Consider the following 13,876-nt stretch of genomic DNA (forward strand, 5'->3'; position numbering starts at 1 on the left):
CCGGCTTTCGCCGGGGTGACGGTATATTCTCACAGGGTTCCCATTTGCACGCCAATATGCAAATGCTGCGGGTGACAGGAGTAGGCATTGGCGCGCAAACCGGATTCGGAGGCAGACAGGCTCGATGACGCGGCCCGGGCGGGCTGGCTCTATTACATTGCCGGCAACACGCAGGATGAGATCGCGCGCAAGCTTGGCGTGTCGCGCCAGACGGCGCAGCGGCTGGTCTCTCTTGCCGTCAGCGAGAAGCTGATCAAGGTCCGGCTCGACCATCCGATTGGCCATTGCCTCGAGCTTTCGGAAAGGCTCAAGCAGGCCTATGCGATCGATTTTTGCGAAGTGGTGCCGAGCGACCCTGAATCGGCCTCGACCACGATCGGCGTGGCGGAAGCCGCGGCCGCCGAGCTCGAGCGCTATCTCGTCTCGCAGCATCCGGTCATCGTCGCCATGGGCACGGGACGCATGCTGCGCGCCATGGTCGAGCAGCTGACACCGATGGACTGCCCGCAGCACAAGGTGGTCTCGCTGGTCGGCAATATCGCGCCGGACGGCTCGGCCTCGCTGTTCGACGTGGTGAGCCGCATCGGCGACCGGGTGAAGGCGCCGCATTATCCCATGCCGCTGCCGGTGATCGCGACCACCGTGCATGAGAAGTCGCTGCTGCTGGCGCAAAAGCCCTTGCGCAATGTGATCGAGCTGGCGCGCCAGGCGGATGTGACCTTTGTCGGCATCGGCACGGTCGATGAGGACGCGGCATTGCTGCGTGACGGCTTCGTCAAGTCGGATGAAATCCGTGCGCTGATGAGAAGCGGGGCAGTCGGCGAGATCATCGGCTGGGCCTTTGACACCAATGGCAAGCTGATCGACGGGCTCACCAATGACCGCGTGCTCAGCGTGCCCCTGGAGCAGCCCGCCACCCAGCGGATGATCGGGGTGGGCATGGCGATCCCCCGATTCAGGGCGATCAAGGGCGCCTTGCGTGGGAAATTGATCAATGGCCTGATCACCAATGAAAGAATGGCTGAGCTTTTGCTAGAATAACAGGCAAACGCTCAAAATTTATTCCCAAAGAAGAACAATTGCTTAAGCGATATGTTGCATTGCTTTGCTGCGTCGCAACAGGAAATCGGCTTGACTTTGCCTATCCTCCATATTGAGATAATGCCCACTAAGAAAGCAAATGCTCACTATCTAATGGGAGGATCCTGCATGAAAGCCTTTCTGACCGGCATTCTTGGCGCTGTCACCGTCGCCGCTCTGTCGACCTCGGCGCTCGCCGAAACCAGGCTCACCATCGCCACCGTCAATAATGGCGACATGGTCCGCATGCAGGGCATGACCGAGGACTTCACCAAGGCCAATCCCGACATCACGCTCGAATGGGTGACGCTCGAAGAGAATGTGCTGCGCCAGAAGGTGACGACCGATATCGCCACCAAGGGCGGCCAGTTCGACGTGCTGACCATCGGCACCTATGAAGTGCCGATCTGGGCCAAGAAGGGCTGGCTCGTGCCGCTCGACGGCCTGGGTGCGGACTATGATGTCGACGACCTCCTGCCGGCGATCCGCGGCGGCCTGTCGCTCGAGGGCAAGCTCTATGCCGCGCCCTTCTATGGCGAAAGCTCCATGGTCATGTATCGCACCGACCTCATGGAGAAAGCCGGCCTCAAGATGCCGGATGCGCCAAGCTGGGAATTCATCGCCGATGCGGCGAAGAAAATGACCGACAAGGCATCCGAAACCTATGGCGTGTGCCTGCGCGGCAAGGCTGGCTGGGGCGAGAACATGGCCTTCCTGACGGCGACGTCCAATTCCTTCGGGGCGCGCTGGTTCGACGAAAGCTGGAAGCCGCAATTCGACCAGCCGGAATGGAAGAACACGCTCACCTTCTATCTCAATCTCCTGAAGGATGCCGGCCCTCCGGGCGCTTCCTCCAACGGCTTCAATGAGAACCTGGCGCTGTTCAACTCCGGCAAATGCGGCATGTGGATCGACGCCACGGTCGCCGCCTCCTTCGTCACCAACCCGAAGGACTCGAAGGTCGCCGATAAGGTCGGCTTTGCGCTCGCACCCGACAACGGCCTCGGCAAGCGCGGCAACTGGCTGTGGGCATGGTCGCTCGCCGTGCCGGCCGGCTCGCAGAAGGCGGAAGCGGCGCAGAAATTCGTCGCCTGGGCCACGAGCAAGCATTATATCGACCTCGTCGCCGCCAAGGAGGGCTGGGCCAATGTGCCGCCCGGCACGCGCACCTCGCTCTACAAGAACCCCGAATATCTGAAGGCCGCCCCCTTCGCGCAGATGACGCTCTCGTCGATCAACTCGGCCGATCCGACCAAGCCGACCGTCAAGCCGGTTCCCTATGTCGGCGTGCAGTTCGTCGCCATTCCGGAATTCCAGGGCATCGGCACGATGGTCGGCCAGATCTTCTCGGCGGCACTTGCCGGCGAGAAATCGGCGGATGACGCGCTGGCCGAAGCACAGTCGGCGACGACACGCGAAATGACCAAGGCCGGCTACATCAAATAGGGAAGCTTCCTCCCAAAACTGGGCTGCCCGGCCCGCCGGGCAGCTGTTTTTTTCTCCGCGATGACTTCCGTGCACACGAACATCCTTCCCCCTCTGCGGGGAAGGTGGCGAGCACAGCGAGCCGGATGGGGGCAGAGCAAAGCAGCTCAGTGTAAGGCCCCCACCCCGGCCCTTCGGGCCGCCCCTCCCCGCGAAGGGGGAGGGATAAGATGGGAGATAACACATGGCCACGCAGCAAACGCGACTGCTCGGCAAACTGGCCGTAGCCCCGTCGGTGATCGTCCTCTTCCTGTGGATGATCGTGCCCCTGGCGCTGACCATCTATTTCTCGCTGCTGCGCTACAATCTCCTCGATCCCGGCAATGAGAGCTTCGTCGGTTTCTTCAACTACGAATATTTCCTGAGCGATCCCGCCTTCTTCGCGGCCATCGGCAATTCGCTCAAGCTGGTCTTCGCGGTGCTCGCCATCAGCATCGTCGGCGGCACGCTGCTCGCCCTCCTCCTCGACCAGGCCATTGTCGGGCGCAATATCGTGCGCCTCATGGTGATCGCGCCCTTCTTCATCATGCCGACGGTGAGCGCGCTGGTCTGGAAGAACATGTTCATGCATCCGGTCTCGGGCCTCTTCGCCTGGCTGATGAAATCGGTCGGGCTCGAGCCCATCGACTGGTTCGCGCAATATCCCTTGACCGCCGTCATCATCATGGTCGCCTGGCAGTGGCTGCCTTTCGCGACGCTCATCCTCCTCACCGCCATCCAGTCGCTGGACGAGGAGCAGAAGGAAGCGGCCGAGATGGACGGCACGCCGCCAATTTCCTATTTCTACTACATCGTGCTGCCGCATCTGGCGCGGCCGATCACCGTCGTCATCCTGATCGAGACGATCTTCCTCCTCAATGTCTTCGCCGAGATCTATGTCACCGGCTCGGGCGGCCCGGCCGGCAACCTGCCCTATCTGGTCTATTTCCAGGGCCTGCTGAACTTCGATGTCGGCGGCGCCTCGGCGGGCGGCATCGTCGCGGTCGTGCTTGCCAATATCGTGGCCTTCTTCCTGATCAGGATGATCGGCCGGAACCTGGAGGGTTGAGAACATGGCCCGCGCAGTCTCCGTCCGCCGCCGCACCATTGCCACTGCCGCTGCCTGGCTGATCGGCTTCCTCATCTTCTTCCCGATCCTGTGGACCATCATCACCAGCTTCAAGACCGAGCTCGAGGCCTTCTCGACGCCGCCCAAATTCCTGTTCTTCGAATGGACGACGGAGAATTACGGCATCGTGCAGGAGCGCTCGAACTATCTGCGCTTCGTCTCCAACTCGCTGATCCTGTCGATCGGCTCGACGCTCGTCGCCCTGCTCTTCGCCATTCCGGCCGCTTGGGCCATGGCCTTCGCGCCGGCCAAGCGCACCAAGGATCTCCTGATGTGGATGCTCTCCACCAAGATGATGCCGCCGGTCGGCGCGCTCATCCCGGTCTATCTCATCTTCCGCGACATGGGGCTGCTCGACTCGCGCGGCGGGCTGATCGCCGTGCTCTTCCTCATGAACCTGCCGATCATCGTGTGGATGCTCTACACCTATTTCAAGGAAATACCGGGTGAGATCCTGGAAGCGGCGCGCATGGATGGCGCCTCCTTGTGGAAGGAGCTCGTCTATGTGCTGGCGCCCATGGCGGTGCCGGGCATCGCCTCGACGCTCCTTCTCAATGTCATCCTTGCCTGGAACGAGGCCTTCTGGACGCTCAACCTCACCACCTCGGCCGCCGCCCCGCTCACCGCCTTCATCGCCTCCTATTCGAGCCCCGAAGGCCTGTTCTGGGCGAAGCTTTCCGCCGCCTCGACCATGGCGATCGCGCCCATCCTCGTCCTGGGCTGGTTCGCCCAGAAGCAACTTGTCCGTGGCCTCACCTTCGGAGCTGTAAAATAATGGGCACCATCGTTCTGAAAGACGTGCAGAAGCGCTTCGGCGACGTCACCATCATCCCCAATGCCAATCTGGCGATCGAGAACGGCGAGTTCGTCGTGTTCGTCGGCCCGTCGGGCTGCGGCAAGTCGACCCTGCTTCGGCTCATTGCCGGGCTCGAGGATGTGAGCGCGGGCGAGATCATCATCGATGGCAGCAATGCAGCGCAACTCCCGCCGGCCAAACGCGGCCTCTCGATGGTGTTCCAGTCCTATGCGCTCTATCCGCATATGAGCGTGCGCAACAACATCGCCTTCGGCCTCAAGATGGCGGGCCAGCCCAAGGCCGAGATCGACGCCAAGGTCGCCAAGGCGGCGCAGGTGCTCAATCTCGCCGACTATCTCGACCGCAAGCCGCGCCAGCTCTCCGGCGGCCAGCGCCAGCGTGTCGCCATCGGCCGTGCCATCGTGCGCCAGCCCAAGGCCTTCCTGTTCGACGAGCCTTTGTCGAACCTCGATGCCGCGCTCAGGGTCAATATGCGCATCGAGATCATGCAGCTGCACAAGTCGCTCGGCGCCACCATGATCTATGTGACGCACGACCAGGTCGAGGCCATGACCATGGCTGACCGCATCGTCGTGCTCAACAAGGGCAATATCGAGCAGGTCGGCTCGCCGCTCGAGCTCTACAACAGACCGGATTCGCTCTTCGTCGCGGGCTTCATCGGCTCGCCCAAGATGAATTTCCTCACCGGTGAAGCGGCAACGAAACACCAGGCGCACACGATCGGCGTGCGGCCGGAGCATATTGCTCTCTCAGATAGAGCGGGCGAATGGGAAGGCACGATCGCGCTGGCCGAGCATCTCGGCGCCGATACGTTCCTGCATATCGATGCCGGCCGGCACGGCCGTCTGACGGTGCGGGCCGCCGGCGAATACCACCTTGGTCCCGGCTCAAAGATATGGCTCACGCCGGAGAAAGGCCGTATTCATCGCTTCGACGACAAGGGAAGAGCGATTCGGTAATGCGGCTCGAACGCAAGACAGCGGTTGTCACGGGCGGCGCACGCGGCATCGGGCGTGCCATAGCGGAGGGCTATGCGCGTGAGGGCGCCCGGGTCTGCATCGCCGATATCGACGAGGACGCAGCCCGCCAGGCGGCCCGTGACACCGGCGGCGGCGCCTTCGGCCTCCATCTCGATGTAACCCGCATGGACTCGATCAACCGCCTTGTCGGGGAAGTCGAGGCCAGGGCCGGCGGCATCGACATACTGGTCAACAATGCCGCGATCTTCGACATGGCGCCGATTGAGGAGATCACCGAGAAGAGCTATGACCGCGTCTTCGCCGTCAATGTGAAAGGCCTCCTGTTCACGCTGCAGGCGGTGGCCAGAGCCATGATCGCGCGCGGCAAGGGCGGCAAGATCATCAACATGGCGTCGCAGGCCGGGCGGCGCGGCGAGGGGCTGGTCGCGGTCTATTGCGCCTCGAAAGCCGCTGTCATCAGCCTCACCCAGTCGGCAGGCCTCGGTCTCATCAAGCACAAGATCAATGTCAACGGCATCGCACCCGGCGTCGTCGATACGCCCATGTGGGATGAGGTCGACGCCCTCTTCGCCAGATATGAAGGCCGGCCGCCCGGCGAGAAGAAGCGCCTGGTTGGCGAAGGCGTGCCTTACGGGCGTATGGGGAAGCCCGAAGATCATGTAGGTTGCGCGGTGTTTCTCGCCGCACCGGAAAGCGACTATGTCGTGGCGCAGACCTTCAATGTGGATGGCGGTCAATGGATGAGTTGAGAGGACTGGGAACGTGTATCTGGAAAAACTGAAGCTCGACGGCAAGGTGGCGGTGGTGACGGGTGCCGGCCAGGGCATAGGTGCGGCCTGCGCCCGGGCGCTGGGCGAAGCGGGCGCCACGGTGATCGTCGCCGACATGATGGCCGACCGGGTCGAGGCGAGCGTGGCCGAGCTCAAGAAGCTCGGGATCACGGCGCATGGCGCCAAGCTCGATGTCACCAAGTCGGCCGAGGTCGACAGCGTGGCGGCTGACGTCATCAGAAAGCATGGCCGTGTCGACATCCTCGTCAACAATGCCGGTGTCGCCAAAAGCGATGTGAAGGCGGAAGATACCAGCGACGCGCATTGGCGCTTTCACATGGATGTCAATCTCGATGGCCTGTTCTGGTGCTGCCGCGCCTTCGGACGGCAGATGCTGAAGCAGGGCTCGGGCTCGATCGTGAATATCGGCTCGATGTCGGGCTTCATCGTCAACAAGCCGCAGCCGCAATCCTTCTACAATGCGTCCAAGGCTGCCGTGCACCATCTCACCCGCTCGCTCGCCGCCGAATGGGCGAAGAGCGGGGTCAGGGTCAATGCCGTGGCGCCGACCTATATCGAAACGCCGCTCACCTCCTTCGGCATCAAGGAGAGCCCGGAGATGTACAAGACCTGGCTGGAAATGACGCCGATGGGCCGCGTCGGCCAGCCCGATGAGATCGCCTCGGTCGTGCATTTCCTGGCATCCGACGCCGCCAGCCTGATGACCGGCTCGATCGTGCTTGCCGATGGGGGTTATGTCTGCTGGTGACCCGTCATTTCATGAGGATCGGAACGCCGTTCCGATAGGAGCCACCGGGCGGCGGCGGGAACGAGGTCGACGCGACAACAGCGCGGGCAGCGGAATCGAGGCTCGCATTCCCTGAAGATTGCGAGACAGATGCCGATATGACATCTCCGCTCGCGCCAATGGTGAAGAAGATGACGACTCGTCCCTTGGCCCCTCTGGCTCGCGATTGAATAGCGGGGCGCCTTGAAGCCAGGCGCGCATTGACGACCGATCGATATTGGGCGCTCGCCTGCCTGCCCCCCGATTTGACGTCCTGAGACGCACCGACGCGCTTGGCAACCTTGCGCGTGGTCGCGCCGGCCAAGGTGGCGCGACGCTGTTCCTTCTTCTTCACCTTCTTCTGCGCCGACGGCTTCGGTTTGGGCTTGCTGGAGATCGCGGGCGCCTGCGGCGCTTCGATGACAGGTTTCTCCAGTTCAACCGGCGTTGACGTAATCTCCGGCACTTCGGTGGGCTCGGCCAGCGAAGCGACATCCGGTTCGACGGTCGGTTCGATCTCCGAAGGCTGCTTAACCTCCGGCATGTTGTTCGACTGCTCGACCGCCTTAACTTCAGCCGGCGCCACTTCGGCCTTCTCGTTATCGCGTGCCGTCACCTCACCCACTTCCGAGCCGGTGATAGTCTGCGCTGCGCCGATCTCCGATTCCTGTGCTTCTTCGGTCTCCGTCGCTTCCGCCACGACCGCCGGTTCCACCTCATCGGCGGTCTCTGCGGTAATCTCGGCCAGCATTTCGATCTCGACGCTGGGCGGCGGGGGCGGTGGCTGCTTGGCCGGCGCCAGCATGAAGGCAGCGGCGGCGGCGGCATGAACGCCCACCGCAAGAACGATGCTCACCAGCCGCGAACTGAAGGTGAGGCCGCTTTTTGTCATGGTGTGGCCGCCGTTGGCAGAGTGACCTGCGGCGCCGGAGCCTGTGGAACGGCTGCCTGTGGCGTGCTGCTCTTATTGGCGATGAGCGAGAGCCTGGTGATGCCGTTGAGCGCCAGTTCGTCCAGCACGGAAACGATGTCGCCATAGGACGCGGTGCGGTCGCCGCGCACATGCACAATGCGATCCTCCTCGCCGATCATGGAGCGCAGCCGCGGGATCAGATCGGCGCGCTGGACCTCATCGGCGCCGATGGAAATCTTTCTGTCGGCGGCAATGGTCAGCACGATCGGGTTCTTGGGGTCGGTCGGCTCGGCCGACTTGGCCTGCGGCAGGTCGACCTTCATCCCTGAGCTCAGCATCGGGGCCGCCACCATAAAAATGATGAGCAGCACCAGCATGACGTCCACCATCGGCGTCACATTGATCTCGGCCAAAGGGCTCAGACCATCGTCGTCATGATCGGCGGACAGGTTGAAGCTCATGCGATCTTCTTCCGCAAAGGGGCAACCTGGCCATTCCCGCGAGCAAGGCGCGTCCCGTAATCCTCGATGCGCCGGTTCAGCGCCTTCGCCGTGATGCCGAAGGCGGCGGCGAGGCGGTTATAGGCAAAGGCGGCGGGAATGGCGGCAGCAAGGCCGATGGCGGTCGCCGCCAGCGCCTCGGCGATGCCCGGCGCCACGACGGCCAGGCTCGTGTCTTTGGCCGCCGCGATCCCGGCGAAGCTCGTCATGATGCCCCATACCGTGCCGAAGAGCCCGACAAAGGGCGCCACCGAGGCGATGACGGCAAGGTTGGGCAAACCGCGCTGGCAGGATTCGATGAGCTCCTGGGCGCGCCGGCGCATGGCGGCGGTGATGGCGCTGCGGCGATCGGATTCGGCGGCCGAGACCTGCGCCTCGAAAGCCTCATCGCGCCCGGCGGCGAAGATCTTGCCGATGAGCTCGCCCATGCGGCCCTTGCCGCCACCTTCGCTCCTGATGGCGCGGCGCAGGCGGCCGAGGGTCCACAGGGCCTCGAAGATGATGATCCAGCACCAGAAAGATGCCGCAACCAGCATCACGATGACGGCTTTCACCACGGGTCCGGCCTGCAGGAACAGCTCGACCGGAGATATTTCTCCACCTTGCATATCAAAAACTCACTTATAGAAACGGGTGTCGAGGCGCGACGACACAACGAGACGGTCGAGACAGCTTTCCGGCGTCGCCTCGGGCGCGCAGCTCGCGACGTCATTCAGGAGCACGCCGGAAATCTCCGCGCAGGGCACGTCGATCGCGAATATCTTCACGCTGGTCTTGTTGGTCCTGACCGGCCCCATCTCGGCGATCAGCCGCTTGGCGATGCCGCCGTCCTTGCCGAACACGATGAGATCGGCCTTCAGCGATTGGAGCGGCTTGCCGGCCTTCTCCTCGATCAGGAAATAGGCCTGGCACCTGGCGCCCGCCGCCTCGAGCTTGTTGAGCTCGAGCTTCAGGTCGTCCTTGGCTGAAGCCGGGGCCGACATCAGGGGAAGCGCCAGAAAAGCGCCGAGCAGGCCCATCATCAAGGGTCCCGGACGGCGCTGCCTAATGTCGGCTAAGTACATGCCAAACCTTGCGAAAATGATCCGATATCGTCGCTGGGTTTGGGGCCTGGCTATGGCGCGGATACTAAATACCCGACTTGCTGAGTCAAGTTTTCTATTGGTCGCAGGGCAAGACCGAAATCGCCGCTATTTCCGCGGGAAGCGCAGAAGATAAGTGTCCATGATCCAGCCCTTTGCGGCGCGCGCCTCGGCCCGGGCCTCCACGATCCGCGGGGCGACATCCCTGAGCTTGCCGGCAATCAGGATCTCGCTCTTGGTGCCGAGATAAGCGCCCCAGTAGATTTCCGCCTCCGGATCGGCGGTGAGGAAGGCATTCTGGCTGTCGAGCATGATGACGGCGTTATGCACGCCCTGGGGCAGCCCCTCCGCCAGCTTGCGCCCGGTGGTGATGTGGATCGCCTCGCCGATCCGGTTGATCGGCAGCCGGTGGCGCGCCACCAGCGCCTGCACGGCGCTGATGCCGGGAATGACCTTGTAGGTGAAGGCGACGCGATTTCTCGCCTTGATCAGCTCGATGATGCGGATGGTGCTGTCATAGAGCGTGGGATCGCCCCAGACGAGGAAGCCGCCGCACCCGTCCTCGGCCAGCTCGTCCAGCATCATCTGCTCGAAGATCTCAGCCCGCTTCTGGTACCAGTTCTCGACGGCGGAGGCATAGGCCTCGGCCTTGCGGTCGCGCTCGGGATCGGGCGCCTCGACGATGCGGAACGACTGGTCCTCGATATATCGGCGGCACAGCTCCTTGCGCAGCGCCACCAACTCGTCCTTCTCCTCGCCCTTGTCGATGATGAAGAAGACGTCGACCTCGTTCAGCGCGTTGACCGCCTGAATGGTGATGAAATCGGGGTCGCCGGCGCCGATGCCGATGACGAGGAGCTTGCGCATGGGGATGAGCCTTTCAGCCCTTCCTTTGCCGGGTAGCGCCGGTCCTCGTCAACGCCTTCCCTTCTACGAAGACGATGCCGGCGCACCGATCCGCGCCGCCAGCGGCGCGTTGCCCGGCCCCGGATCGGCAGCCGGGGTGATGTCGCGGAAATAGGCGGCATAGCGCGGATCGCCATAATCCATGCCTTCGCTGCCATAGAGCTTGAGCTTCTCCATATCCGCCTTGTTGAGGATGATGCCGAGGCATTTCTTGCCGACGGCCTGGTCGGCAAAGAGCTTCGCCTGCACCGTCGCCCGCGCCGTGCGGCCCCATTCGACCACGCAGGCATAGCCGTCGACATAGGGCGTCACGGCGCGCACATCGACGACCGGCGCCAGCGGCGGCAGGTCGAGAACGATATAGTCGAAGGCAGCCTTGGCCTCCTCGAGCAGGCCTGCCATTTCGCGCGATGCCAGCAATTCGGAGGTCAGCGGAACATCGCGGCGCGAGACCGCCGGCAGCATGGCCAGATGGGTGCGCTCCTCGAACAGAAGCAGGTCCTTGAGCGAGGCCTTGTCGATGACGAATTCGGCGAGACCGGCTTGCGCATTGGGCGCTACCGCGCGGGTGAGCGAGGGATTGCGCAAATCGGCATCGATCAGCAAGGTGCGCGCCTTCTGGCTGGCGAGCAGGCGGGCGAAATTGATGGCGATCGTCGATTTTCCCTCGCCCGGCAGCACCGAGGTGACGCCGATGACCTTGGGCTTCTCGCGGCCGAGCGACAGGTCGGCGGCGATCTTGGCGCTGCGTAATGTCTCGGCAAAGAGCGACAAGGGATTGTTGACGGCGTAATTGGCGACAGGCCGCATGGCGTCGCTGCGCCGCAGCTCCCTGCCCTTGCCGGCATTGCCGGCAATCAACGGCACGAAGCCGAGGAACGGCAGGCCGGTCTCGTCGGTGACCTGCTCGCCGGTGCGGAAGAACCGGTCGCGATATTCCTGCAGCGCGCCAAGGGCCGAGCCGACCCCCAGGCCCAGGAAAGTGCACAGCGCCAGGACCAGCGATTTGCGCGGGCCGCTGGGCTCCTGCGGCACCGCCGCCTCGGCAATGATGCGCGCTTCAGTGACGGGGAAGCTCTCCTGCTGCACCGAATCCTGGTAGCGCTGCAGGAACTTCTCATAGAGGGCCTTGTAGTTTTCGGCCTCGCGATCGAGCTCGCGCATCTGCACCTGGGTCTCGTTCGCCTCGGCGCTGACGCCGGTCGCGTCTTTGACGATGCTGCGCAGCGAGTCCTCGCGCGTCTTGGCCGCTTGATAGTCGGAAGAGTAGCTCTTGGCGATACGGCCGAGCTCGTCGAAAATGAGCCTGCGATATTCGTCCATCGAATTATGCAGGCGCTTCACCTGGAGGTGATCGGGGCCGGCCTTCTCGGCGATCTCGGCGGCCATGCGCGAGGCTTCGAGATATTTCGCGCGCAGGTCATTGACGATGGCGCTGTCGAGCGTGCCGGCGACGATGGCATCGGGATTGCCGCTGTCGATGATCGACTGCAGGCGATCATACTTCACCTTGGCGGTGGCGGTGTCGGTGCGGGCCGTGATGAGCTGGCTGTTGAGCTCGGACAGCTGCTGTTCGCTGACCAGCTTTCCACTGGCGGCGATGAGATTGTTCTCGGCGCGGAACTTCTGCGCCGCGAGGTCGGATCGCAATGCCTCCTGCTGGAGGTCCTTCATGCGCTGCTGGGCCCAGCCGCCGGCGAGCCGCGTCGCCTCATATTTGGCGTTGAGCTGATCGGCGAGATAGGCTTCGCCTATGGCCTTGGCCACCTTGGCGGCGAAGACAGGATCCGACCAGCTGAAGCGGACACTCAGCACATAACTGCGGTTGACGCGCTCGACCACCAGATTGCTCTGTATGTTCTGCAACGCATCGCGGCGCTCCTTCTCCACGGTCGAAGCGGGGCCTGCCGGCTTGAATGCGCGCATCAGGAATCTGACGGCCGATTTTGCCATCTGCACCGGACTGACCGGCGCGTCCGTATAGGCCGGGTCCTTGGTGAGATTGAGCTTGTCGATGACGGCAAGCCCGACCTTGTCGGAAGCGAGGACCTCGACCTGGCTCAGGATCCAGGCTTCGTCCTCCACGGTGCGCTCGAGGGCCGAGCCCTGATACAGGATGCGGTTATTGTCCTGGTCGATCAGGATGTCGGTCTGGGCCGTGTATTTCGGCGGCGCGATGGCCAGGAACAGGACACCCAGCAAGAGGCAGACAGCCACGCTCAGGACTGCGATGCGCCACTGCCGGCGCGCCACGGCGAGCAGCTTGTAGAGATCGATCGGCGATTCGCTCTCGCGGTGCGGGCCTGGATGGGGGAAAGATTCGCGCATCATGATCAACTCCTATCGCGAAGGCGCGTTCCTCAACGCGTAGTAAAGGGAATACCAGAAGGGCTTGGTCTGGAAATTCTCGTCATATGGCAGGCAGCGATTCATCGTGCCGTCGCTGCGCTTCTGGTAAGTGCTCGTATTCAGCCAGGAATACTTGTCGGACAGGCCCCAGGTGAGCACGCCTTCGACGGCGCGTTCCGACAATGCCGTGGTGAGGAAGGCCGTGGCCCTTTCGGCCACCAGGCGGTCCCGCTCGCTGACCGTCTGGCTCAGGCTGCGATCGTCGATGTCGAGCTCGGTGATCAGGATCTTGAGGCCGAGGCCTGCCACATCGCGCAGGAAGGCGGCAAAAACGGAAGGATCAAAGGGTCGCGCGAGGTCGTGATGGCCCTGTATTCCCAGACCATAGATCGGCACGCCCTGCTGCTTGAGCTTCTGCAGAAGGGCAAGCACGGCGGTGCGCCGATCGTGGTCCTTGCTGTCATTATGATAGAGCCCATATTCGTTGTAGAAGCCCTGGATATTCGGATCGGCTTCCGCCGCGATGGTGAACGCGCGGCCGATATAGTCCGAGCCGAGCTGGCGCAGGAAAGGCGTGTTGCGCAACGAATCGGCAAGGCCATCCTTCGGCTCTATCGCCTCGTTCACGATGTCCCAGCTCTTGATCTTGCCCTTGTAGTGCGCCATCAGGTCCTGGATATGCGCCGCCATGACCTCGACGCCTTCCGCCTTCAAGGCAGGCTCGACCCATTTCGGCAGATTGCGATACCATATGGCGGCGTGCCCGCGGCATGTCAGGCCATGGGAAGCGGCAAAGGAGACGACGCGGTCGGCACCGGTATAGTTGCGGGTGCCGCGCGTTCCTTCGATAGCGCCCCATTTCATCTCCCATTCGGGCACGATGGTCCCGCATTGCCGGTCGAATGTCCGGCGCAGGACGACATCCCGATCGGTCTGCCAGGTCGCCATGGCGGCGCCGTAGGTGAGATTCTTGCTGCGCGCCGCGGCGATCAGCGTCTTCTCGACCGTCGTCGTCTGCGCCGACGCCTCCATCGTCCGGGCGACAGCGGCGCCGGAAATCGCAGTCAGAAGGTGGCGACGGGTGATTGCCGTCATCGAT

At 63.1% G+C, this 13,876-nt stretch carries 14 protein-coding genes; 7 read left to right on the forward strand and 7 right to left on the reverse strand.

Translation table 11 applies throughout. From position 1 onward, the window contains the following. The first annotated feature begins 87 nt into the window (after nucleotides 1-87). From DT068_RS16345 to DT068_RS16375, 7 genes are all read left to right on the forward strand, one after another. A complete protein-coding gene (locus tag DT068_RS16345; protein ID WP_119390928.1) occupies nucleotides 88-1,041 on the forward strand; it encodes a sugar-binding transcriptional regulator in 954 nt (317 codons plus the stop codon). 168 nt (nucleotides 1,042-1,209) lie between these two features. Next, the gene (locus DT068_RS16350) at nucleotides 1,210-2,526 is read left to right on the forward strand and encodes an ABC transporter substrate-binding protein (protein WP_119390929.1); all 1,317 of its coding nucleotides are present in this window, start codon (nucleotides 1,210-1,212) and stop codon (nucleotides 2,524-2,526) included. A gap of 223 nt (nucleotides 2,527-2,749) precedes the next feature. Continuing rightward, on the forward strand, nucleotides 2,750-3,613 hold the full coding sequence (locus DT068_RS16355; RefSeq protein ID WP_119390930.1) for a carbohydrate ABC transporter permease: 864 nt from the start codon (nucleotides 2,750-2,752) through the stop codon (nucleotides 3,611-3,613). Nucleotides 3,614-3,617: 4 nt separating this feature from the next. Continuing rightward, nucleotides 3,618-4,448 carry a carbohydrate ABC transporter permease gene (locus tag DT068_RS16360; protein ID WP_119390931.1) on the forward strand — a complete coding sequence of 277 codons (831 nt, stop codon included), beginning with the start codon at nucleotides 3,618-3,620 and terminating at the stop codon, nucleotides 4,446-4,448. Next, entirely contained in the window at nucleotides 4,448-5,449 is a 1,002-nt protein-coding gene (locus DT068_RS16365; RefSeq protein ID WP_119390932.1) for an ABC transporter ATP-binding protein, read from the forward strand. The genes DT068_RS16360 and DT068_RS16365 overlap by 1 nt, the downstream gene beginning before the upstream one ends. Continuing rightward, nucleotides 5,449-6,219 (forward strand): L-iditol 2-dehydrogenase, encoded by a 771-nt coding sequence (locus tag DT068_RS16370; RefSeq protein WP_119390933.1) that lies wholly within the window; start codon nucleotides 5,449-5,451, stop codon nucleotides 6,217-6,219. The genes DT068_RS16365 and DT068_RS16370 overlap by 1 nt, the downstream gene beginning before the upstream one ends. 13 nt (nucleotides 6,220-6,232) lie before the next feature. Then, nucleotides 6,233-7,009: an SDR family NAD(P)-dependent oxidoreductase gene (locus DT068_RS16375; protein ID WP_119390934.1), complete on the forward strand. Its 777-nt coding sequence runs from the start codon at nucleotides 6,233-6,235 to the stop codon at nucleotides 7,007-7,009. Between the two features lie 4 nt (nucleotides 7,010-7,013). On the opposite strand, the gene DT068_RS16380 is transcribed toward DT068_RS16375, so the two are convergent. The 7 genes from DT068_RS16380 to DT068_RS16410 form a co-directional block, all read right to left on the reverse strand. After that, on the reverse strand, nucleotides 7,014-7,919 hold the full coding sequence (locus tag DT068_RS16380; protein WP_119390935.1) for an energy transducer TonB family protein: 906 nt from the start codon (nucleotides 7,917-7,919) through the stop codon (nucleotides 7,014-7,016). Continuing rightward, nucleotides 7,916-8,401, reverse strand: a complete 486-nt coding sequence (locus DT068_RS16385; RefSeq protein ID WP_119390936.1) for an ExbD/TolR family protein — start codon at nucleotides 8,399-8,401, stop codon at nucleotides 7,916-7,918. Before DT068_RS16385 ends, DT068_RS16380 begins: the two co-directional genes overlap by 4 nt. After that, entirely contained in the window at nucleotides 8,398-9,048 is a 651-nt protein-coding gene (locus DT068_RS16390; protein ID WP_119390937.1) for a MotA/TolQ/ExbB proton channel family protein, read from the reverse strand. The genes DT068_RS16385 and DT068_RS16390 overlap by 4 nt, the downstream gene beginning before the upstream one ends. Nucleotides 9,049-9,057: 9 nt before the next feature. Then, nucleotides 9,058-9,462, reverse strand: coding sequence for a hypothetical protein (locus tag DT068_RS16395; protein ID WP_119390938.1), 405 nt, complete (start codon nucleotides 9,460-9,462; stop codon nucleotides 9,058-9,060). Nucleotides 9,463-9,630: 168 nt separating this feature from the next. Next, on the reverse strand, nucleotides 9,631-10,389 hold the full coding sequence (gene cobF / locus DT068_RS16400; RefSeq protein ID WP_119390939.1) for a precorrin-6A synthase (deacetylating): 759 nt from the start codon (nucleotides 10,387-10,389) through the stop codon (nucleotides 9,631-9,633). 63 nt (nucleotides 10,390-10,452) lie between these two features. Continuing rightward, complete coding sequence (locus tag DT068_RS16405) at nucleotides 10,453-12,759, reverse strand: polysaccharide biosynthesis tyrosine autokinase (RefSeq protein ID WP_162914234.1); 2,307 nt, start codon at nucleotides 12,757-12,759, stop codon at nucleotides 10,453-10,455. A 9-nt stretch (nucleotides 12,760-12,768) separates the two neighbouring features. Beyond that, nucleotides 12,769-13,872 carry an endo-1,4-beta-xylanase gene (locus DT068_RS16410; protein WP_119390941.1) on the reverse strand — a complete coding sequence of 368 codons (1,104 nt, stop codon included), beginning with the start codon at nucleotides 13,870-13,872 and terminating at the stop codon, nucleotides 12,769-12,771. Nucleotides 13,873-13,876 lie beyond the last annotated feature (4 nt).

Source organism: Taklimakanibacter lacteus, from assembly GCA_003576695.1.
GTDB classification, from domain to species: Bacteria; Pseudomonadota; Alphaproteobacteria; order Rhizobiales; family Aestuariivirgaceae; genus Taklimakanibacter; species Taklimakanibacter lacteus.